The organism is Mycobacterium sp. 1274756.6, from assembly GCF_001668625.1.
Classification (GTDB): domain Bacteria; phylum Actinomycetota; class Actinomycetes; order Mycobacteriales; family Mycobacteriaceae; genus Mycobacterium.
Genome location: NZ_LZLJ01000072.1, coordinates 25,844 through 45,585, shown reverse-complemented (window position 1 = coordinate 45,585; position 19,742 = coordinate 25,844). Strand labels below are relative to the sequence as shown.

The following is a 19,742-nucleotide window of genomic DNA, read 5'->3' as shown; positions in this document are numbered from 1 at the left end:
GCCTACAGGTCGTCGGGGTCTTCGAGGTCGGCGTCGCGGCCGGTGGCCATCTCCTTGACCTTCGCCGCCGCGTGGGTGCCGATGTCGATGGAGTTCTCCACGATGCCGCTCACCCCGCCGGAGATGTCACCGCGGATGATGTCGCTGGCGTTCTCGACGATGTCGGAGGCCTTCTCCACGGCGTGGGTGGCGATGTCGCGCGCCGATTCGAGCGCGTCTTTGGGGTTGAAGGCCATCGGTGTCTCCTCTTCGCTGGCGGTTGAGCCCGAGTCTAGTCCCGCCGCGGCGGGTGCCTACGGCTGGAAGAAGCCCGGCGGCGCGTAGGGGCCGGCGCCGCCGGTGAACCAGCCCGGCTGCCAGCCGCGGGCGGTGCACAGCATCGGTAGCCCGTCCGGCGACTGCGCCGAGACCTGGCTGCGCTTGGGGTCCGGGCACGGCGAGCCGACGTCGTGCACCCCGCGCAGCGGCGGTGAGTTCACCCAGAACCCGGTGGTCGGCGGGTCCCAGGGTGGGCCCTGGTTGGGTATCCAGTGGCAGGCCAGCGTCTGCCCGTCCCGGCCGCGGCCGAAGATGAACTTCTCCCAGCTGTGGCACGGCGCTCCGGCGGAGACGTCGTAGGCGATGCCGGGCACGTCGGTGTCGTAGCGTTGCGGGTCGGCGGCGGCGGTCGGCGCGGCCCAGACCGTCGCGGCCAGAGTCGCGGCGGCCGCAGCGGCGATGCCAAGCTGGCGAATCATCCCATTACCCCGGTTCGGTTTGCCATGGAGCGCGTCGTCGGTTCGACGGCATCCTATCGGCTGCGCCGCCGCCGCGACGGTCTTTCCCGGCGCGCCGGCCCGGTCGCCGGTGGCTATTCGCGCGCCGCGAACGACACCCCGGTGAAATCGATCTGCGCGGCCGGGTTGGCCAGCGCGGTCACCAGCCCGGTGCCGAACGGGCCGAGGTCGTCGTAGAGGGTCGCCGACCCCACCGCGATGCCGTCGTGCGCCCAGTGCGACTCGGCGTGCACGCCGAGCCACTCCCCGTGCGGCAGGCGGGTCAACCCGACGCTGAGATCGCCGTTGATGTAGCCGATGCCGTGCGTGCCGAGGTTGGTCACCAGGCTGGTGGCCTCGGCGACCATCGCGGCCCGGACCAACGGCGTGTTGTCCTGGCCGGCGACCAGCGGGAACCCGCGGTGCAGGAACCGCTTCCGGGAGTCGTTCTGGTGGTCGCCGGGCGTCGGGGACCAGCCGGCGGCGGCGCTGCCCAACCGGCTCCAGTCCCGCTCGTCGAGTCCGGCCGGAACAGCCAGGTCCGGCTCGGCCCGCCAGAGCCGGCCGGGCGGCGCCTCGGCGGCCCGGTACTGCACCAGCGTGGCCCGCGCGATCAGCTGCCCGTGCTGGCGGAGGTCGCATTCGCTGGTGCGGATCCGCCGCCCGTCGCGCACCGCGCGCACCTCCGTGACCGTCGGGGCGGTGCGGGCCGCCCGGACCAGGTCGACGGTGAGCCGGGCGGGCCGCAGCTCCGGGTCGCCGTAGCGCTCCTCGAGCACCCGGGCCGCCAGCGCCACCACCGCCGGCCCGCCGAGGTGATCGGCGCCCCAATGACTGTTCGCGTAGGCGGTGGGCAGGAAGCAATCGACGTCGTCGCGGACGAAATACGCGGCCTCTCTGGACATCCGGGCATCCTCGCACACCGCGGCCGGGCCGCCGCAGTGGTGCGCGTTGCGCCGCGGTATCAATCAACTTATAGTCCAGACACATGTCCAGACAGTTCGCTGACCGCGTCCGCCGCCGCCCGGCCGCGCCCGTGCCGCCGGGCCGGGTGTAGCGCATGCGCATCGCGCTGCTGTCTTACCGCAGCAAACCGCACTGCGGCGGTCAGGGAGTCTACGTCCGCCACCTCAGCCGGGGATTGAGCGAGCTCGGCCACCACGTGGAGGTCTTCTCCGGCCAACCCTATCCGGAGGACCTCGATCCGGCGGTGGTGCTGCGCAAGGTGCCCAGCCTGGACCTCTACCGCGAGCCCGATCCGTTCCGCACCCCCCGCCCCGGGGAGATCCGCGACCGGCTCGACCTGCTCGAACTCGCCACCATGTGGACGGCCGGCTTCCCCGAACCGCGCACGTTCAGCCTGCGCGCGGCCCGGCTGCTGGCCGCCCGGCGCGACGACTTCGACGTGGTGCACGACAACCAGTGCCTGGGCACCGGCCTGCTGTCGATCGCCGCCCTCGGGCTGCCGGTGGTGGCCACCGTGCACCACCCCATCACCCGCGACCGCCAGCTGGATCTGGCGGCGGCGCGCTGGTGGCGCAAGCCCCTGGTGCGCCGCTGGTACGGCTTCGCCGCGATGCAGAAGCGGGTCGCGCGGGCCATCCCGGACCTGCTCACCGTCTCCAGCGCCTCGGCCGGCGACATCGCCGCCGACTTCGGCGTGAGCCGCGAGCGGCTGCAGGTGGTGCCGCTGGGGGTGGACACCGAGGTGTTCCGCCCCGGCGACGCCCGGGTGCCCGGGCGGATCATCGCGATCGCCAGCGCCGACGTCCCGCTCAAGGGGGTGGCCCACCTGCTGACCGCGGTCGCCAAGCTGCGCACCGAACGCGACCTGGAGCTGCAACTGGTCGCCCGGCTCGAACCCAACGGCCCCACCGAGAAGCTCATCGCCGAGCTGGGCATCTCCGACATCGTGCACACCTCCAGCGGACTGTCCGACGCCGAGCTGGCGGGGTTGCTCGCCTCGGCCGAGATCGCCTGCATCCCTTCGCTGTACGAGGGTTTCTCGCTGCCCGCCGTGGAGGCGATGGCCAGCGGGACCCCGATCGTGGCCAGCCGGGCCGGCGCGCTGCCGGAGGTGCTCGGCACCGACGGGCGCTGCGCGCAACTGGTGACCCCCGGCGACGCCGAGGAACTCACCGAGGTGCTGGCCGGGCTGCTCGACGACCCGGCCCGGCGGGGCCGGCTGGGCGCCGGCGGCCGCCGGCGCGCCCTGGACGTCTACAGCTGGGAGGCGGTGGCCGCCCAGACCATCGCCGTCTACCGGCGGGCGATCGCGCGGACCGGCGCGGGTGCGCCGTGCTGACCGTCGACTTCGACCGGCTCGGCGTCGGGCCGGGCCGCACGGTCATCGACGTCGGCTGCGGCGCGGGCCGGCACACCTTCGAGGCCTACCGGCGCGGAGCCGACGTCGTCGCCGTCGACCGCGACCCCGCCGAGATCGCCGGGGTGGCCACCATGCTCGAGGTGATGGCCGAAGCCGGCGAGGCCCCGGCCGGGGCCACCGCACGGGCGGTGGTCGGCGATGCGCTGGCGCTGCCCTATCCCGACGGCAGCTTCGACTGCGTCATCGCCTCGGAGGTCCTCGAGCACCTGCCCGGCGACGACGCCGCCATCGCCGAGCTGATCCGGGTGCTCAAGGTCGGCGGTGTGCTCGCCGTCTCGGTTCCGCGGTGGCTGCCCGAGCAGGTGTGCTGGGCGCTGTCGCGCGACTACCACAGCAACGAGGGCGGGCACGTGCGCATCTACCGCGCCAGCGCGCTGCGCGACAAGATCCGCTCCGGCGGGCTGACCCACACCCACACCCACCACGCGCACGGCCTGCACGCACCGTTTTGGTGGCTGAAATGCCTTGTCGGGGTGCACAACACCGAAAATCCGTTGGTCGCCGCGTATCACAAGCTGCTGGTCTGGGACATGATGGCGCGGCCGGCGGCCACCCGCATCGCCGAAGCGGTGCTCGACCCGCTGGTCGGCAAGAGCGTGGCGCTGTACTTCGAGAAACCCGTAGCCGATGTCGCGCTGGTCTGACCATCCGGTGCCGGCCGTACCCGGTGTGCTCAGCGCGGATGAGGTCCGCCGGACCGCGGCAGCCATCGCCGCGGTGCAGGAGCCGTCCGGGGCCATCCCCTGGTCGGCGACCGGGCACACCGACCCGTGGGACCACGTGGAGTGCGCGATGGCGCTCACCGCGGCCGGCTGGACCGATGCCGCCCGCGCGGCGTTCGAATGGTCGCGCCGCGAGCAGCGCCCGGACGGGTCGTGGCCCATCCAGCTGCGCGCCGGGGTGATCGAGGACGCCAACAGCGACAGCAATTTCTGCGCCTACCTGGCCACCGGGGTCTGGCACCACGTGCTGGTCACCGGCGATCGCGGCTTCGCGCGCACCATGTGGCCGGTGGTCGCCGCGGCGATCGGCTTCGTGCTGGGCCTGCAGCGCGCCGGCGGGGAGATCGCCTGGGCGCGGACGCGCACCGGGCCGGTCGACGAAGCCCTGCTGACCGGCTGCGCCAGCATCTACCACGCACTGCGGTGCGCGCTGGCGCTGGCGGACTACCTGGACCGGCCCCAACCGGAGTGGGAGCTGGCGGTGGGGCGTCTCGGCCACGCCATCACCGCCCATCCCGAGGCGTTCACCGAGAAGCCGCGCCACGCCATGGACTGGTACTACCCCATCCTCGGCGGCGCGCTGCGCGGTCCGGCCGCCGCCGAACGCATCGCCGAGCGCTGGGATGACTTCGTCGTCGACGGGCTGGGCATCCGCTGCGTCGACGACCGGCCCTGGGTCACCGGCGCCGAAACCTGCGAGCTGGTGCTGACGCTGGAGGCGGTCGGCCGGCGGGCCGAGGCGCGCCGCCAGTTCGCGGCCATGCAGCACCTGCGCGAAACCGACGGCTCCTATTGGACCGGGCTGGTCTACGCCGACGGCAAGCGCTGGCCGGTGGAGCGCACCACCTGGACCGGCGCGGCGGTCATCCTGGCCGCCGACGCGCTGTCGGACAGCACCCCGGCCGCGGGCATCTTCCGCGGCACCGGGCTGCCGGTCGGGCTGGCCGGCGACGTCGACTGCACCTGCGTGGCCGGGCGCCGCGTTTAGCCGCCACGGTCAGCTTTTCGCGCGCCACGGTCAGATCGGCTGCCCGGGCACCCCGGACTCCCGGCGCAGCACCCGCAGCGACCCGACCGCGCGGTGCTCCCGGAACTGGCCGGACTCGCGAGCCCGCAGATAGATCCGATACGGCGCCTGGCCGCCGTCGGCCGGGTCGGGGAACACGTCGTGGATCACCAGGGCGCCGCCGGGCTGCACCCAGGGCGCCCACCCGTCGAAATCACGCTGCGCGGCCTCGTCGGTGTGCCCGCCGTCGATGAACAGCAGCTGCAGCGGGGTGCGCCAGGCCCGCGCCACCACCGCCGACTTCCCCACCGCCGCCACCACGGTGTCGTCGAGGCCGGCCTCGTCGAGGGTGCGGCGCGCCTGCGGCAGCGTGTCGAAGCGGCCGCTGTGCGGGTCCACCAGCGACGCATCGTGGTACTCCCAGCCCGGCTGGTGTTCCTCCGAGCCGTGGTGGTGGTCGACGGTGAACAGCACCGCGTTGCGAGCTGCGGCCGCCGCGCCGAGCAGCACCGTCGACTTGCCGCAGTAGGTGCCGATCTCCACGGCCACCCCGCCGTCGAGGACGTCCAGCGCCGCCTCGTGCAGCGCCGTGCCCTCGTCGGCGGGCAGGAATCCGCGCACCCGCTCGGCGAGCGCGAACAGGCGTGCGGTGTCCGGTGGCGTCGAGGAGACCATGCAGGGCAAGGTACCGCCCGGGCGGCGTGGGGTTTCTTGCCGCCCCCGGGGCGTTGTAGTAGCGTCTGGACATGTGTCCAGTCCGGTTGCTCGGGAATCGACGCGCCGCAGGCTGACGGCGAAACAAGCCGATACCGTCGACCGGCTGGGGCGCGCCGCCGTCGAGGTGTTGCGCCGAGAAGGGTTCTCCGGCATGACCGTTCGGCTGGTCGCCGCCGAGGCCGGGGTCGGCGCGGCGACCGCCTACACCTACTTCTCCTCCAAGGAGCACCTCGTCGCCGAGATTTTCTGGCGCCGGCTGGCCTCCACTCCCCCGCCACCGCCGACCGGCCGGGGCGACGGCGCCGAACAGGCGGTGCGGGTGCTGCGCCACATCGCGCTGCTGGTCGCCGACGAGCCCGAGTTGGCCGGCGCGGTGACCAGCGCGCTGTTGGGCGCCGACCCCGACGTCGAACACCTGCGGCTGCGGGTCGGCGCGGAGATCAGGCGGCAACTCAGCGACGCGCTCGGACGCGAGGCCGACCCCGAACTCGTCGACTCACTGGAGTTGCTGTACGCCGGTGCGCTGCTGCGCGCAGGCATGGGATATGGCTCCTACCAAGAGATTGCCGACCGTTTGGAGAAATCAGCGCGGTTGCTGCTGCGATAATGGCGGGATGTCCGACAGTGCGTGGACCCTCGACGAAACCGACGGGCAACTCCTGGTCCACACCGACGTCACCGGCCCGGCCGCCGCGTTCGGCCACCGGCTGACGATCGCCGTCGAGTCCTGGCGGGCGCGAGTGCGCTGGCGGGCGGGCGAGCCGGTCGAGGCGGCCCTGCGCGCCGACGTCGGCTCGCTGCAGGTGCGCCGCGGTGACGGCGGGCTCAGCGCGCTGACCGGCCCGGAAAAAGCACTGGTGCGGTTCAACGCGCTGCGGGTCCTGGGCGCGCGCAGCCATCCGCACATCGAGTTCACCGCCACCACGGTGGACCCGCACCCCGGCGGCTACCGGCTGGCCGGGACGCTGCAGATCCACGGCGTCACACGCAAGCAGGTCATCGAGCTGCACACCGAGGACTTCGACGAGTTCTGGGCGATGTCGGCGCGCACCGAGCTGCGCCAAAGCGAGTTCGGGGTGCGGCCCTACGCGATGCTGCTGGGCACGTTGCGGGTGGCCGACGCGGTCAGCGTCTCCTTTGGTGCCACCCACGCCAAGACCGGCTGAGGGCCGGGGCGTTACTCCGGCGCCGATTCGTCGCCGGGGGCGTCGGCCGGCGGCTCGGCCCCGGCTTCGATCTCAGGATCGGCTTCGGGTTCCGGCTCGACGTGAAGCTCCGGGTCGGGCTCAGCGTCGGCGGGCGGCTCGGGCGCATCGATCCCCAGCGGCGCGGCCGGCGGCGTCATCTGCTGCGGCGCCCGATCGAACACGGTCTCGGTCGTGGTGGCCACCCGCTCGATCGGCCCGAAGTCCCGCTCGGGGGTGTTCTGCAGGCTGACCGCCAGCGAGAGCGAGACGACGAAGCTGAGGGCACCGACGACCACCGCGGCCACCGCACCGGTGTAACGCAGTGAGGCGGCCGGCGCCGCCGCCGGCGGTGCGGCGGCGGGCTCCCCGGCCACCACCGCGTCGGGGAACGCCACGTTCCGTGCCGCCACCACCGCGGCGCCGTGCCCGACGGTCAGCGCGGACCCGGCCTCGACGGCCTCGGCCGCCTGCGCCGAACGCACCGCCACCACGTAGTCCAGCCCGGCGTCGGCCAACTTCTCCAACACCAGCGCCGCCTCGGCGACCGCATCGTCGGCCCAGGTCACCCCGATGGTGCGGATGAGCCTGCCGTTCTCCGCGCTCAGCGCCTGCGAGCGCATGACCGTCTCCACCACCCGGGCGGCGGCCTCGGCGGTGCTGGCGCCGCCGCCGGCCGGGGTCTCGACCGTGTCGCAGTTCAGCAGGGATCCGCCGGCGTCACGCCCGGCGACGATCACCCGCTCCGCAGCGGTCGGCGTCAACGACAGCCCCAGTACCGTGTCCAAAATCCCTACCTCATATCGCGCTCGGCCCGGTCGGTTCGCGGCCACCGGCGCGTCGGGATTGTCTGACGGTGAGGGGGTGGCGCAGGCACCAGATCCGGCCGAGACGGCGTGGTCTTCATCGGCTCAACGCCCGCCGAGCCTACGTGTCGGGGGCTGGCGCCGCCACTACGGGTCCCTTATCATCATCTGGCGCCGACGGTGGCAGATGATGCAGAATCGCAATGAACCGGCGGGCACCGCGGTGTGCCCGAATCGACATCGCGCCCCTTGCACGGTAAATTCTGCCGAGGCGTAAGGACTGCCCACGGATGCAAAGGTTAGGTATGGGAAACGTCAACGAGAAGAAACGCAGCTGGGTTCGCCGGCTGATGATCGGTGCCGTGACGGCCGCAGCGCTGCCCGGGCTGATCGGATTGGCTGGAGAAACGGCCACAGCTGGGGCGTTCTCCCGGCCCGGCCTTCCGGTGGAGTACCTGCAGGTGCCGTCCGCCTCGATGGGCCATGACATCAAGGTGCAGTTCCAGAGCGGCGGCCAGGGGTCGCCGGGCCTCTACCTGCTCGACGGCATGCGCGCCCAGGACGACTACAACGGCTGGGACATCAACACCGCCGCCTTCGAGTGGTACTACGACTCCGGCCTGTCGGTGATCATGCCGGTCGGCGGCCAGTCCAGCTTCTACGCCGACTGGTACAAGCCGGCCTGCGGTAAGGCGGGCTGCACCACCTACAAGTGGGAGACCTTCCTGACCAGCGAGCTGCCGCAGTTCCTGGCCTCGCAGTACGGCGTCAGCCAGTCCAGCAACGCCGCGGTCGGCCTGTCGATGGCCGGGTCCTCGGCGATGACGCTGGCCATCTACCACCCGAACCAGTTCACCTACGCGGGGTCGCTGTCCGGTTACGTCAACCCCTCCGAGGGCAAGGGCTGGATCGGCCTGGCCATGGGTGACGCCGGCGGCTACAAGAAGGAAGACATGTGGGGCCCGGACGACGACCCGGCCTGGCAGCGCAACGACCCGACGGTCAACGTGGCCAAGCTGGTCGCCAACAACACCCGGCTGTGGGTGTACTGCGGTAACGGCACCCCCAACGAGTTGGGCGGCGACAACATCCCGGCCACCTTCCTGGAGAGCAACTTCATGATCGGCCAGAACAAGAAGTTCCAGGAGGCCTACGAGGCCGCCGGGGGCACCAACGCGGTGTTCGACTTCCCGGACTACGGCACGCACAGCTGGGAGTACTGGGGTGCGCAGCTTCAGCAGATGAAGCCGGACCTGCAGAGCCACCTGGGCGCCGCCTGAGCGACGCTCCGCAGCACTGAGGCTGAGGCCCGACCGGATACCCGGTCGGGCCTCAGTTCTTTTGGTGCCCCGTCCGGGCGGACCTGTGCGCCACCCCTTGCCCGCGCCGCAGAAACCGGCAAGATGGTGCCATGGCCGGTGCCGGGCCCGCCGGGCCCTGGATCGAGGACTGCGTCGTGGAGCGGATCTCCTTCCGCGACGGGTTGGTGCTGAGCCTCGACGGCTACAACGAGCTGGTGATCTCGGTGCCGATCCGGCTGCACCTGCCGCCCACCGGCCCGCATCCCGCTGAAACCGTCGCCATCGATCCCCGGGCCGCCACCGCGGTGCAGCGGCCGCTGTTCGACTTCGCCGGCACCCGCTGCACCGGTTTCGCCTTCGACGACGACGGCGAGCTCCGGCTGGAGCTGGCCAGCGGTCACCGCATCGAGGTCTCCCCCGGCCCGGAACCCGCCTGGGAGCTGTACTGCAAATACCACGGCTACGCCGCCTGCCTGCGCCGCGGCCGGGTCCGGGTGGTGCGCCACGACCTCGACGACGACAGCGACGCCGCCGGCGGCTGAGGCGCCCCGAGCAGCGTTCGGTAACGGCCGGGTAACACTTCGTGAACAATCGGCGACATACCGGGCATGATCGCCGCCCGCCGCGCCACCCGAGCCGCCACCGTCGTCGCCGTCGCCGCCGCAGGTCTGGCGCTGTCCGGCGGGGTGGCCGCCGCCGACACCGTCAACTGGGACGCCGTCGCACAATGCGAATCCGGCGGGAACTGGTCCGCCGATACCGGAAACGGCTTCTACGGCGGTCTGCAGATCAGCCAGTCGACCTGGCGCGCCCACGGCGGCACCGGCTCCCCGGCGACCGCCAGCCGCGAACAGCAGATCGCGGTCGCCAACCGGATCATGGCCAACCAGGGCCCCGGCGCCTGGCCGACCTGCGCGCGCTCCCACCGCGGCGCCCCGCCGGCGACCTGGGGCGCGCCCCGCGGCTCCTACCTGGTCAACAGCGTCAACGAGATCATCGGGCTGTTCGTCCCGGGCCGCTGAACCATCCGCCGCCGTACCGCGGCGTACTGATCCGTGCTTGGATGGTTTCATGCAGGGTTCGGCGACGGTCACCATGGCAGCCCCGCCGCAGGCGGTGTGGGAGCTTATCGCCGACGTGACCCAGATCGGCCGGTACTCCCCCGAAACCTTCGAAGCCGAGTGGCTCGACGGCGCGACCGGCCCGGCGCTCGGCGCCCGGTTCCGCGGCCATGTGCGGCGCAACGGCATCGGCCCGGTCTACTGGACCACCTGCCGGGTCACCGCCTGCGTCCCGGGCGAGGAGTTCGGTTTCGCGGTGCTCGCCGGCGACCGCGCCCTCAACACCTGGCACTACCGGCTGGCCCCCACCGCCGACGGGGTGTCGGTCACCGAGTCGTTCCGGTTGGCCGACTCCCCGCTGACCACCCTGTACTACTGGGTGTTCGGCGGCTGGCTGCGCCGCCGCAACAACATTCGCGACATGACCCGCACGCTCGAGCGGATCAAAGCCGTCGCCGAGCAGCGCTGATCCCGCGGTCGGCTCAGGAAGGCGGCCGGGAGACGCACTGGGCGCAGTAGAGCTCTTCGCCGAGCTTGTCCATCAGCTGCAGCTGCGTCTCGAGGTAGTCGATGTGCTCCTCTTCGTCGGCGACGATCTTCTCCAGCAGTGCAGCGCTGGTGCTGTCCTGCTTCTCGCGGCACATGATGACCCCGGGCTTGAGCCGGTCGAGCACGTCGTATTCGATGGCCAGGTCGCTCTCGAACTGCTCGCGCAGGGTCTGGCCGATCCGCAGCGAACCCAGCCGCTGGTAGTTCGGCAACCCGTCGAGCAGCAGGATCCGGTCGGTCAGCAGCTCGGCATGCCGCATCTCCTCGAACGACTCGGCCCGGGTGTGCTCGGCAACTTCGGTGAAACCCCAGCTCTCCTGCATCTTCGAGTGCAGAAAGTACTGGTTGATCGCGGTGAGCTCGCTGGTGAGCTGTTCATTGAGGAGGCGTAAGACCTCCGGATCGCCCTGCATGGTCACTCCCTTGTCGCAATCGTCTGATAGCCAGCGGCGCCGGCGGCGCGGGCTGTGCACCGCCGAGGGCTGCCAGCTTCGAATTTAGTCCAGCGCGACACCGCGGGGCGAGCTTTGCGCGCAACCGCGTTCCGGGCGTGGCGTTCGTGCGCGGCACGCCCGACTAGTTAGGTTAGACTCCACTAACGAGCTTAGGTTAGACTCGGCTAACATGAGGTACTTCGTCGAACCGTTTTCGAACCGGTGATGCGACCAGATCCAGTAGGGGTGCGTTGATGTATGTGTGTCTGTGTGTCGGTGCGACGACTCAGACAGTGTCCGACGCGGTCGCCGCGGGCGCCTCGAATTCCCGCGAGGTAGCGGCGATGTGCGGCGCCGGCTCGGACTGCGGTCGCTGCCGGTGCACCGTCCGCTCCATCATCGCCACGGTCTCGGAGTCCCTCTGCCCGCCCGGCGCCAAGATGCTCGAGCTGGTCTAAAACCTCATTCGCTGCGCCGGCCGGTGAATTCGGCCAGTGCCTCGGCGTTGGCCTGACCGCCGAGCAACTCGGCGAAGTGAGCGTTCTCGCGTCGGCTGGCCGCCGCGATCTCGGGACGGGTCGGCTCGACCATGGCGTGTTTGACCGCCATCAGGCTGGCGATCGGCTTGGCGGCGATGATCTCGGCGTGCCGGCGCGCCTCGGCCAGTAGTTCGGCGGGCTCGCAGAGTTTGAAAACCAGCCCCATCCGCTGTGCCTCGGCGGCGTCGATCCACTCCGAGGACAACAGCATCCACGCCGCGTTCTGCCGCCCGATCAGCTGCGGCAGCAGATACGACGACGCCGCCTCCGGCGCCACCCCCAGGCTGGTGAACGGGCACTTGAGCCGCGCGGTGGTCGCCATGAACGCCAGGTCGGCGTGGCCGAGCACGGTGGCCCCGATGCCCAGCCCGACCCCGTTGACCGCGCAGACCAGCGGTTTGGGAAAGCGACTCAACGCCTCGATGAGCCCGGTGAACCCGTGCCTGCCGGGGGTGAAGTCGGGGTCGGTGACGCGGGCCTGCATCTCGGTGAGATCGGTGCCGGCGGAGAAGGCCCGTCCGGCGCCGGTGAGCAGCACCACGGCGACCTGCGGGTCCTCGGCCGCGGCCAGCAGCGCGTCGGTGGTCGCGTCGTAGAGCGCCTCGTTGAACGCGTTGAGGGCCTCCGGCCGGTTCAGCGTGAGGGTGCGCACCCGGTCGTGGTCATCGATCTGCAATATCACGTCCGGCAGCCTAACCGCGCGCGGCGGCGGCCGTCGTGCGCCACGGCCGCACCGCCGGGTCGGCCCCCAGCGCCTCGATGAGGACGTCGGCCAGCCGCCGGTAGTGCTCCTCGCGGCCGCTGGAGGTGCGGAACACCAGCCCGATCCGCCGGCCGGGCCGCGGGACGCCGAACCGGGCGAGGGCCAGCTGGCTGCGGGCCGCCTCCACCTCGACCGCGCTCGCCGGGATCAGCGTCGCGCCCAGCCCGCCGGCCACGCACTGCACCGCCGTGGCCAGCGACGCCGCCCGGGTGTCGGCCAACTCGGGTCGCACGCCCGCCCCGCGGCACACGTCCAGCGTCTGATCCCGCAGGCAATGGCCCTCGTCGAGCAACAGCAGCGGCAGCCGCCCCAGCACCGTCGGGTCCACTTTCCGTTTGCCGGCCAGCGGGTGCCCGACCGGCAGGGCCAGGACGAAATCCTCGTCATACAGCGGGAGCTCGGTCAGGCCCCCCACCTCGGCGGGCAGCGCGATCAGGGCCGCGTCGAGGGCGCCCTCGCGCAGCGTGGTCAACAGCCGCGCCGTCTGGTCCTCGACGACCCGCAGCTTCAACTCGGGCAGCCGCCGGGCCAGCCCGGTGAGCATGCCCGGCAGCACATAGGGCGCCACCGTCGGGATCAGGCCGATGCGCAGCGTGCCGCGCAACGGGTCGGACGACCCGGCCGCGGCCGCGGTGAACGCCGCAGCGGCGTCGACCACCGCCTGCGCGGACGGCAGTAGTTCCTCGCCCTCCGGGGTCAGGAAGACCTGGCGGGTCGAGCGTTCGATCAGCTGCACCCCGAGCCCGGCCTCGAGCGCGGCGAGCGCCTGCGACAGGGTCGACTGGCTGACCCCGAGAACTGTTGCCGCCGTGCTGAAGTGATGGTTCTCGGCGACGGCCACGAACGCACGCAGACCGGCGAGGGTAGGTTGATAGCTCTTATCGGTCATGCTTATCAGTATAGTGGGAAGTATCACCTTTCATTTATAGTGGTGATGCGGCAGAATGAGTGGTGCCGAGTTTTCAACCACCTGAAGTAACTCAAAAAAGGAGTGTCATGTCTCTGTTGACCATCGGTGACCAGTTCCCCAGCTACCGGCTCACGGCGTTGGTGCCCGGAGATCTGTCGAAGGTCGACGCCAAGGCGCCGGAGGACTACTTCACCACCATCTCCAGCGACGACCACCCGGGTAAGTGGCGCGTCGTGTTCTTCTGGCCGAAGGACTTCACCTTCGTCTGTCCCACCGAGATCGCGGCGTTCGGCAAGCTGAACGATGAGTTCGCCGACCGCGACGCGCAGGTGCTCGGCGCCTCGGTGGACAACGAATTCGTGCACTTCCAGTGGCGTGCCCAGCACGAGGACCTGAAAGACCTGCCCTTCCCGATGCTCTCCGACATCAAGCGGGAGCTGGTGGAGGCCACCGGCGTCCTCAACGACGAGGGTGTGGCCGACCGCGCCACCTTCCTGGTCGACCCGAACAACGAGATCCAGTTCGTCTCGGTGACGGCCGGCTCGGTGGGCCGCAACGTCGACGAGGTGCTGCGTGTGCTCGACGCGCTGCAGTCCGACGAGCTGTGCGCCTGCAACTGGAAGAAGGGCGACCCGACGATCGACGCCGGCGAGCTGCTGCAAGAGTCGGTGTAAAGGAGAGCGCTGATGAGTGTCGAGAACCTCCGAAACGCCCTGCCGGAGTACGCCAAGGATCTCAAGCTCAGCCTCGGGTCGCTGACCCGCACCACCGCGCTCGACGAAGAGCAGCTGTGGGGCACCCTGCTCAGCTGCGCCGCGAGCACCCGCAACCAGCGGGTGCTCGCCGAGATCGGTGCCGAGGCGGCCGACATCCTGTCGGCCGAGGCCTACAACGCCGCCCTCGGCGCCGCGTCGATCATGGGCATGAACAACGTGTTCTACCGGGGCCGCGGCTTCCTCGACGGCGCCTACGACGACCTGCGACCGGGACTGCGGATGAACATCATCGGCAACCCCGGGGTCAGCAAGGCGAACTTCGAGCTGTGGTGCCTGGCGGTGTCGGCGATCAACGGCTGCTCGCATTGCGTGGTCGCCCACGAGAACACGCTGCGCCAGGAAGGCGTCGGCCGGGAGGCGATCTTCGAGGCCCTCAAGGCGGCGTCGATCGTCGCCGGCGTCGGTCAGGCGATCATGGCCGGCGAGGCGCTGGCCGGCAGCTGAAGCGCGCCCACCCCGACCGTAGACTGGCCGCGTGGCGCTGAGCGAGGCTGATCTGCAGCGGTTGGGTCGCTGCGTGGAGCTGGCCCGGGAGGCGCTGGCCGACGGCGACGAGCCGTTCAGCTCCCTGCTGGTCGACGGCGACGGCACCATCCGCGCCGAGGACCGGAACCGGACCGGCGGCGGCGACCCGACCGCACACCCCGAATTCGCGCTCGCCCGCTGGGCGGCGGAGCACCTGGCTCCCGTCCAACGGGTGCGGGCGACGGTCTACACCTCCGGTGAACACTGCCCGATGTGCGCGGCCGCCCACGGCTGGGTCGGGTTGGGCCGCATCGTCTACGCCACCTCCGCGGTGCAGCTCAGCGGGTGGCTCAGCGAGTGGGGCGCGCCGGCGGCGCCGGTGGCCACCCTGCCGATCACCACCGTGCTCCCGCGGGCGGTCGTCGACGGTCCGGCCGCCGAATTCGAAGAGGAGATGAAGGCGCTCTACGCCGCGCGGTACCGGCGTTCGGCCTGAGCGGCGCCCCCTCGCGAGCTAGGCTGTCAGGCGATTCGAACCCGAGAGGGCAGCTGACACACCGACCGCGAAGGAACCGATGAGCGACTCTTCGGCAGAGTCCGCCGGCCCCCCGCCGCCGGCGCCCCGCCGGCGGCGGGTGAGCATCCAATCCAAGTTGTTGTTGATGATGCTGGTCACCAGCGTCGTCTCGGCCGCCGTGGTCGGGTACATCGGGTTCCGGTCCGGCCGCGATTCGCTGGAAACCGCGGCGATGGACCGGCTGACCTCGATCCGGTCCGCCCAGAAACGAACGCTGCAAGCGCAGTTCGACGAGATGCGCGACACGATGATCGTCCACACCCGCGGCGAGACGGTCGCCGACGCGCTCACCGCGTTCACCAACGGCTTCGCGAAGCTGACCACCGCCAGGATCACCCGGGAGCAGGACGCCGAGATCCGGCGCTACTACGAGCACACGATCGGCGAACGCGAGGAAGTCGAGACCGGCTCCGCGGTCGACATCACCGGGCTGCTGCCCACCTCCCGCGCCCAGAAATACCTGCAGCTGAACTACACCATCACCCGCTCGGAGCCCGCGGCAGGCATCGACGACGACGATGCCGGCGACGGCAGCGCCTGGTCGGCGGCGAACGCCCGGTACAGCGACTTCTTCCGGACCCTGGTGACCCGGTCGAGTTTCGAGGACGCGCTGCTGCTCGACACCCACGGCAACGTCGTCTACTCGGCCTACAAGAACGTCGACCTGGGCACCAATGTGTTCTCCGGCCCGTACCAGAACAGCAACCTCGCCGCGGCCTACCGGGCGACGCTGAACTCCCGCGCGGTGGACTACGTCGGGGGCGCCGACTTCGCCGAATACGAGCCGGCCGGCGAACCGACGGCATGGGTGCTGGCCGCGGTCAACCGGGGCTCGGCGCGTCTCGGCGTGCTGGCGCTGCAGTTCCCGATCGCCAAGCTCAACCGACTGATGACGGTGGCCCAGAAATGGACCGGCGCCGGGCTCGGCCAGACCGGCGAGACCATCCTGGTCGGCCCGGACAACCTGATGCGCTCGGACTCGCGGCTGTTCCTGGAGGACCCCGAGCGCTATGAGCGCGAGGTGGTGCGGGCCGGGACCGCACCGGAAGTGGTCGAGAAGGCGATCCGGCAGGGCGGGACCATGCTGGTGCAGCCGATCGCCGAGGAATCCACCCGGCTGGCCGCCCAGGGCCAGACCGGAAACCTCATCACCCGCGACTATCTGGGCAACCAGACACTGCAGTCCTACGCGCCGGTCACCCTGCGCGGGCTGAACTGGGTCATCATCGCCAAGATCGACACCGCCGAGGCCTTCGCCCCGGTGGCCGCGTTCACCAAGACCCTGGTGCTGTCGACGGTGGCGATCATCTTCGTCATCTGCCTCGCCGCGATGGCCCTCGCCCGCATCTTCGTCCGCCCGGTCCGGCAACTGATGGCCGGGGCGCGGCAGGTCAGCGCCGGCGACTACGACCTGAACCTGCCGGTGCTCTCGCACGACGAACTCGGCGATCTCACCGTGGCGTTCAACAACATGGGGCACAACCTGACCGCCAAGGAAGACCTCATCCGCCAACAGCGCGAAGAGAACGAGCGGCTGCTGCGCTCGGTGATGCCCGAAGCCGCGGCCGAGCACTATCGCGACGGCGACGACACGACCGCCCTGGAACACTCCGACCTCACCGTCATCGCCGCCGAGATCGACCACCTCGATGCGTTCTCCGCCCAACTGGATTCCGACGAATCGCTTTCTGTGGTCAACAAATTGGTGCGCCAATTCGACGCGGCCGCGGAGAGCCTGGGCGTCGAACCCGTGCAGACCCTGCACGACTGGTATCTGGCCGCCTGCGGGCTCAGCGTGCCCCGCCTCGACAGTGGCCGGCGCGCAGTCGATTTCGCAGTCGAGTTGCAGCACATCGTCGACCGGTTCAACCGGGAGAACGACACCGCGTTGCGCCTGCGGGTCGGCATCAACAGCGGGCCGGTGACCAGTGGGCTGATCGGCCGGTCCGGCGTCGCCTACGACATGTGGGGATCGACGGTCAACCTCGCCTACCGGCTGAAGAACGACATGACCGGCCCCGGCGTCTACCTCACCTCCGCGGTCCACGAGGTCGCCGGCAATGACCACGAGTTCGTCTCGGCGGGCACCATCATCGTCAACGGCGTCGAACAGACCGTCTGGCGTCAGGTGGAGCACGAGCCGTGACCAGCGTGCTGCACGAGCCCTGGTTCTTCTGGGCCGCCGGGGTCGGTCTGGGCCTGCCGCTGGCACTGTTGGTGCTCACCGAACTCCATCAGGCGTTGCTGCGCCGGGACAGCGCCCTCGCCCGGCCGGTCGCGCTGGTGCGCACCTATCTGCTGCCGCTGGCCGCGCTGTTGATCCTGCTGGTCAAGGCCGGCGACATCTCGCCGGAGGTCACCGGGGTGCGCATCGTGGCCACCCTGTTGGGGTTCGCGGTGCTGCTGCTGGTGCTCTCCGGGTTCAACGCGACCCTGTTCCAAAGCGCCCCGGAAGGGTCGTGGCGACGCCGGATGCCGGCGATCTTCCTCGAGGTCGCCCGGTTCGTGCTGATCGCGGTGGGGGTCGCGCTGATCCTGTCCTACATCTGGGGCGCCAACGTGGGCGGGCTGTTCACCGCGCTGGGCATCACCTCGATCGTGCTGGGCCTGACCCTGCAGAACTCGGTCGGCCAGATCATCTCCGGGCTGCTGGTGCTGTTCGAGCAGCCCTTCCAGTTGGGCGACTGGATCGACACCACCTCGGGGCGCGGCCGGGTCATCGAGGTCAACTGGCGGGCCACCCACATCCGCGCGGGCACCGGGGTGCTGGTCATCCCCAACTCGGTGCTCGCGGCCGCCTCGTTCACCAACCTGAGCCGGCCGCCCGCCGAACACTCCATCTCGGTGAGCACCGTGTTCGGTCTGGGTGACGCGCCCGACCGGGTGTGCCGGCTGCTGAACCGGGTCGGTGACGGGCTCCCGCAGCGGCGCGCCGGAACCGCGGTCAGCAGCGTACCGACCGGGGCGAACGAGTACTCGACGTCGATTCCGCTGCGCTCCCCCGCCGACGACTTCGCTGCCCGCACCACCTTCCTGCGCTGGTTGTGGTACGCCGCTCGCCGTGAGGGCCTGCACCTGGACCGCTACACCGACGACTTCGCCACCCCCGACCGGATCGACGAGGCGCTGGACATGCTGGCGCCGATCCTGCGCCTGGGCGCCGACGACCGCCACGAACTGCGCGGGCACGTCCGGCTCACCCGCTACGGGGCCGACGAGATCCTGCAATCGCCCGGTCAGGTGCCCGACCATCTGACCTGCCTGATGACCGGGCAGGTCCAGGTGAGCGCGCTCGGCGCCGACGGCGAGCCGGTCCCGGTCCGGACGCTGACCACCGGCGGCTACCTCGGCGAGACCACCTTGACCCGGGAATCGGTGGTCACGACCGCCCGGGCGGTGGTGGAGACCGCCGTGGTCGAGGTCGACCGCAACTACCTGATCGCCCTGGTGCACCGCAAACCCCTGCTGCTACAAGAGATCAGCCGCGCCATCGAAGAGCAACGCGACGGTCTGCAGCGCGCACTGGCCAGCACGGAGGGCTGACCGGTGGCCGTCACCCGGCGGGTGCCCCGACTCGGTGAGCTGACGCCACTGATCCGGCTGCGCCGGCCCGACCTGCACCCGACGCGGCGCAGGCTGCGCAACGCACTGACGATCGAGGATCTGCGCGACATCGCCCGGCGTCGCACCCCGCGGGCGGCGTTCGACTACACCGACGGCGCTGCCGAGGAGGAGATCTCGCTGGCACGGGCGCGACAAGCCTTCCGCGACATCGAATTCCAGCCATCGGTGCTGCGCGACGTCACCACGGTGCGCACCGGCTGGGACGTACTCGGCGGTCCGGTCGCGCTGCCGTTCGGGATCGCCCCGACCGGCTTCACCCGGCTGATGCAGACCGAGGGCGAACTGGGCGGCGCGGCCGCGGCCGCCGCGGCCGGAATCCCGTTCTCGCTGTCCACGCTGGGCACCGCCGCGATCGAGGACGTCGCGGCCGCGGTCCCGCACGGACGCCGGTGGTTCCAGCTCTACATGTGGCGCGACCGCGATCGCTCGATGGCGCTGCTGGACCGGGCCGCGGCCGCCGGTTACGACACGCTGCTGGTGACCGTCGACTGCCCGGCCGCCGGGGCCCGGCTGCGCGACAGCCGCAACGGCATGGCGATCCCGCCGGCGCTGACACTGCGCACCGTGCTCGACGCGGCGCGCCGACCGGCCTGGTGGTTCAACCTGGTGACCACCGAACCGCTGGCGTTCGCCTCGCTGGACCGCTGGCCGGGCACCGTCGCCCAGTACATGGACACCATGTTCGACCCCGGCGTCACCGGGGACGATCTGGCCTGGATCACAAGCCGGTGGCCCGGCCGCTGCGTGGTCAAGGGCGTGCAGACCCTCGACGACGCCCGCCGGATGGCCGACCTCGGTGTCGACGGGATCGTGCTGTCCAACCACGGCGGCCGGCAGCTCGACCGCGCCCCGGCCCCGTTCCGGCTACTGCCCACGGTGGCGCGGGAACTGGGCGCCGACACCGAGATCCTGCTCGACACCGGCATCATGTCCGGCGCCGACATCGTCGCCGCGGTCGCGCTCGGGGCGCGCTGCACCCTGATCGGCCGGGCCTACCTCTACGGGCTGATGGCCGGCGGGCAGGCCGGCGTCACCCGCGCGATCGAGATCCTCACCGACCAGATCACCCGCACCATGCGGCTGCTGGGCGTGACCTGCCTGGAAGAACTCACCCCCGCGCACGTGAAGTTGCTGGACTGAACCGGTAGCGGCGCGATAACCGGTGCG

General features: G+C 71.0%; 24 protein-coding genes. 16 read left to right on the top strand and 8 right to left on the bottom strand.

What is annotated here, in order from left to right; translation table 11 throughout:
* Positions 1-2 precede the first annotated feature (2 nt).
* From A5643_RS11185 to A5643_RS11175, 3 genes are all read right to left on the bottom strand, one after another.
* Positions 3-236 carry an Rv1893 family protein gene (locus A5643_RS11185; protein WP_066855021.1) on the bottom strand — a complete coding sequence of 78 codons (234 nt, stop codon included), beginning with the start codon at positions 234-236 and terminating at the stop codon, positions 3-5.
* Positions 237-293: 57 nt separating this feature from the next.
* Entirely contained in the window at positions 294-737 is a 444-nt protein-coding gene (locus A5643_RS11180) for a hypothetical protein (protein ID WP_066855017.1), read from the bottom strand.
* Positions 738-850: 113 nt separating this feature from the next.
* Positions 851-1,660, bottom strand: a complete 810-nt coding sequence (locus A5643_RS11175; protein WP_066855014.1) for a thioesterase family protein — start codon at positions 1,658-1,660, stop codon at positions 851-853.
* A gap of 155 nt (positions 1,661-1,815) precedes the next feature.
* On the opposite strand from A5643_RS11175, the gene manT reads away from it, so the two are divergent.
* From manT to mmpH, 3 genes are read left to right on the top strand one after another with little or no spacing between them, the layout of a single operon-like run.
* On the top strand, positions 1,816-3,060 hold the full coding sequence (gene manT / locus A5643_RS11170) for an MMP alpha-(1->4)-mannosyltransferase (RefSeq protein ID WP_066855011.1): 1,245 nt from the start codon (positions 1,816-1,818) through the stop codon (positions 3,058-3,060).
* Complete coding sequence (locus A5643_RS11165; protein ID WP_066855008.1) at positions 3,054-3,785, top strand: class I SAM-dependent methyltransferase; 732 nt, start codon at positions 3,054-3,056, stop codon at positions 3,783-3,785. The genes manT and A5643_RS11165 overlap by 7 nt, the downstream gene beginning before the upstream one ends.
* On the top strand, positions 3,769-4,851 hold the full coding sequence (gene mmpH, locus A5643_RS11160; RefSeq protein ID WP_066855006.1) for an MMP endo-(1,4)-3-O-methyl-alpha-D-mannosidase: 1,083 nt from the start codon (positions 3,769-3,771) through the stop codon (positions 4,849-4,851). Before A5643_RS11165 ends, mmpH begins: the two co-directional genes overlap by 17 nt.
* Positions 4,852-4,881: 30 nt before the next feature.
* On the opposite strand, the gene A5643_RS11155 is transcribed toward mmpH, so the two are convergent.
* Positions 4,882-5,544 carry a class I SAM-dependent methyltransferase gene (locus A5643_RS11155; RefSeq protein ID WP_066855004.1) on the bottom strand — a complete coding sequence of 221 codons (663 nt, stop codon included), beginning with the start codon at positions 5,542-5,544 and terminating at the stop codon, positions 4,882-4,884.
* 73 nt (positions 5,545-5,617) lie between these two features.
* Between A5643_RS11155 and A5643_RS11150 the strand changes: the two genes are divergently transcribed.
* Positions 5,618-6,193: a TetR family transcriptional regulator gene (locus A5643_RS11150; protein ID WP_066855000.1), complete on the top strand. Its 576-nt coding sequence runs from the start codon at positions 5,618-5,620 to the stop codon at positions 6,191-6,193.
* A gap of 7 nt (positions 6,194-6,200) precedes the next feature.
* Positions 6,201-6,752 carry a YceI family protein gene (locus tag A5643_RS11145; protein WP_066854997.1) on the top strand — a complete coding sequence of 184 codons (552 nt, stop codon included), beginning with the start codon at positions 6,201-6,203 and terminating at the stop codon, positions 6,750-6,752.
* 11 nt (positions 6,753-6,763) lie between these two features.
* Here A5643_RS11145 and A5643_RS11140 read toward each other — a convergent pair whose 3' ends face one another.
* The gene (locus tag A5643_RS11140; protein WP_066854994.1) at positions 6,764-7,558 is read right to left on the bottom strand and encodes a DUF7159 family protein; all 795 of its coding nucleotides are present in this window, start codon (positions 7,556-7,558) and stop codon (positions 6,764-6,766) included.
* 323 nt (positions 7,559-7,881) lie between these two features.
* On the opposite strand from A5643_RS11140, the gene A5643_RS11135 reads away from it, so the two are divergent.
* The 4 genes from A5643_RS11135 (at position 7,882) to A5643_RS11120 (ending at position 10,407) form a co-directional block, all read left to right on the top strand.
* Positions 7,882-8,856: an esterase family protein gene (locus A5643_RS11135; protein ID WP_066854991.1), complete on the top strand. Its 975-nt coding sequence runs from the start codon at positions 7,882-7,884 to the stop codon at positions 8,854-8,856.
* Positions 8,857-8,987: 131 nt separating this feature from the next.
* Positions 8,988-9,419, top strand: coding sequence for a DUF6188 family protein (locus tag A5643_RS11130; protein WP_066854988.1), 432 nt, complete (start codon positions 8,988-8,990; stop codon positions 9,417-9,419).
* A gap of 66 nt (positions 9,420-9,485) precedes the next feature.
* A complete protein-coding gene (locus A5643_RS11125; RefSeq protein WP_066854985.1) occupies positions 9,486-9,899 on the top strand; it encodes a transglycosylase family protein in 414 nt (137 codons plus the stop codon).
* A gap of 49 nt (positions 9,900-9,948) precedes the next feature.
* A complete protein-coding gene (locus A5643_RS11120) occupies positions 9,949-10,407 on the top strand; it encodes an SRPBCC family protein (RefSeq protein ID WP_156628762.1) in 459 nt (152 codons plus the stop codon).
* A gap of 13 nt (positions 10,408-10,420) precedes the next feature.
* Here A5643_RS11120 and bfr read toward each other — a convergent pair whose 3' ends face one another.
* Positions 10,421-10,900 (bottom strand): bacterioferritin, encoded by a 480-nt coding sequence (gene bfr / locus A5643_RS11115; RefSeq protein WP_066855092.1) that lies wholly within the window; start codon positions 10,898-10,900, stop codon positions 10,421-10,423.
* Between the two features lie 275 nt (positions 10,901-11,175).
* Here bfr and A5643_RS11110 point away from each other — a divergent pair, with 275 nt between their 5' ends.
* Positions 11,176-11,379: a (2Fe-2S)-binding protein gene (locus tag A5643_RS11110; RefSeq protein WP_066854981.1), complete on the top strand. Its 204-nt coding sequence runs from the start codon at positions 11,176-11,178 to the stop codon at positions 11,377-11,379.
* Between the two features lie 4 nt (positions 11,380-11,383).
* On the opposite strand, the gene A5643_RS11105 is transcribed toward A5643_RS11110, so the two are convergent.
* Together A5643_RS11105 and A5643_RS11100 are read right to left on the bottom strand one after the other, a co-directional pair.
* On the bottom strand, positions 11,384-12,142 hold the full coding sequence (locus tag A5643_RS11105; protein ID WP_066854979.1) for an enoyl-CoA hydratase/isomerase family protein: 759 nt from the start codon (positions 12,140-12,142) through the stop codon (positions 11,384-11,386).
* Between the two features lie 10 nt (positions 12,143-12,152).
* Positions 12,153-13,112, bottom strand: a complete 960-nt coding sequence (locus A5643_RS11100) for a hydrogen peroxide-inducible genes activator (RefSeq protein WP_066854976.1) — start codon at positions 13,110-13,112, stop codon at positions 12,153-12,155.
* Positions 13,113-13,219: 107 nt separating this feature from the next.
* On the opposite strand from A5643_RS11100, the gene A5643_RS11095 reads away from it, so the two are divergent.
* The 6 genes from A5643_RS11095 to A5643_RS11070 all read left to right on the top strand — a co-directional run bounded on the left by A5643_RS11095 (position 13,220) and on the right by A5643_RS11070 (position 19,715).
* Positions 13,220-13,807 (top strand): peroxiredoxin, encoded by a 588-nt coding sequence (locus A5643_RS11095; protein ID WP_066854973.1) that lies wholly within the window; start codon positions 13,220-13,222, stop codon positions 13,805-13,807.
* 12 nt (positions 13,808-13,819) lie between these two features.
* Positions 13,820-14,353: an alkyl hydroperoxide reductase gene (locus tag A5643_RS11090; RefSeq protein WP_066854970.1), complete on the top strand. Its 534-nt coding sequence runs from the start codon at positions 13,820-13,822 to the stop codon at positions 14,351-14,353.
* A gap of 31 nt (positions 14,354-14,384) precedes the next feature.
* Positions 14,385-14,870: a nucleoside deaminase gene (locus A5643_RS11085; protein WP_066854968.1), complete on the top strand. Its 486-nt coding sequence runs from the start codon at positions 14,385-14,387 to the stop codon at positions 14,868-14,870.
* 79 nt (positions 14,871-14,949) lie between these two features.
* Positions 14,950-17,097 carry an adenylate/guanylate cyclase domain-containing protein gene (locus A5643_RS11080; RefSeq protein ID WP_066854964.1) on the top strand — a complete coding sequence of 716 codons (2,148 nt, stop codon included), beginning with the start codon at positions 14,950-14,952 and terminating at the stop codon, positions 17,095-17,097.
* Positions 17,094-18,494: a mechanosensitive ion channel family protein gene (locus tag A5643_RS11075; RefSeq protein WP_066854961.1), complete on the top strand. Its 1,401-nt coding sequence runs from the start codon at positions 17,094-17,096 to the stop codon at positions 18,492-18,494. Before A5643_RS11080 ends, A5643_RS11075 begins: the two co-directional genes overlap by 4 nt.
* Positions 18,495-18,497: 3 nt before the next feature.
* Entirely contained in the window at positions 18,498-19,715 is a 1,218-nt protein-coding gene (locus A5643_RS11070) for an alpha-hydroxy acid oxidase (RefSeq protein WP_066854959.1), read from the top strand.
* Positions 19,716-19,742 lie beyond the last annotated feature (27 nt).

Coding starts and splice junctions, on each gene's coding strand:
- A5643_RS11120 (WP_156628762.1), top strand. CDS start 9,949: ATGCAGGGTTCGGCGACGGTCACCATGGCAGCCCCGCCGCAGGCGGTG.
- A5643_RS11135 (WP_066854991.1), top strand. CDS start 7,882: ATGGGAAACGTCAACGAGAAGAAACGCAGCTGGGTTCGCCGGCTGATG.
- bfr (WP_066855092.1), bottom strand. CDS start 10,900: ATGCAGGGCGATCCGGAGGTCTTACGCCTCCTCAATGAACAGCTCACC.
- A5643_RS11080 (WP_066854964.1), top strand. CDS start 14,950: ATGAGCGACTCTTCGGCAGAGTCCGCCGGCCCCCCGCCGCCGGCGCCC.
- A5643_RS11180 (WP_066855017.1), bottom strand. CDS start 737: ATGATTCGCCAGCTTGGCATCGCCGCTGCGGCCGCCGCGACTCTGGCC.
- A5643_RS11095 (WP_066854973.1), top strand. CDS start 13,220: ATGTCTCTGTTGACCATCGGTGACCAGTTCCCCAGCTACCGGCTCACG.
- A5643_RS11110 (WP_066854981.1), top strand. CDS start 11,176: ATGTATGTGTGTCTGTGTGTCGGTGCGACGACTCAGACAGTGTCCGAC.
- A5643_RS11130 (WP_066854988.1), top strand. CDS start 8,988: ATGGCCGGTGCCGGGCCCGCCGGGCCCTGGATCGAGGACTGCGTCGTG.
- A5643_RS11155 (WP_066855004.1), bottom strand. CDS start 5,544: ATGGTCTCCTCGACGCCACCGGACACCGCACGCCTGTTCGCGCTCGCC.
- A5643_RS11185 (WP_066855021.1), bottom strand. CDS start 236: ATGGCCTTCAACCCCAAAGACGCGCTCGAATCGGCGCGCGACATCGCC.
- mmpH (WP_066855006.1), top strand. CDS start 3,769: ATGTCGCGCTGGTCTGACCATCCGGTGCCGGCCGTACCCGGTGTGCTC.
- A5643_RS11090 (WP_066854970.1), top strand. CDS start 13,820: ATGAGTGTCGAGAACCTCCGAAACGCCCTGCCGGAGTACGCCAAGGAT.
- manT (WP_066855011.1), top strand. CDS start 1,816: ATGCGCATCGCGCTGCTGTCTTACCGCAGCAAACCGCACTGCGGCGGT.
- A5643_RS11145 (WP_066854997.1), top strand. CDS start 6,201: ATGTCCGACAGTGCGTGGACCCTCGACGAAACCGACGGGCAACTCCTG.
- A5643_RS11125 (WP_066854985.1), top strand. CDS start 9,486: ATGATCGCCGCCCGCCGCGCCACCCGAGCCGCCACCGTCGTCGCCGTC.
- A5643_RS11100 (WP_066854976.1), bottom strand. CDS start 13,112: ATGACCGATAAGAGCTATCAACCTACCCTCGCCGGTCTGCGTGCGTTC.
- A5643_RS11175 (WP_066855014.1), bottom strand. CDS start 1,660: ATGTCCAGAGAGGCCGCGTATTTCGTCCGCGACGACGTCGATTGCTTC.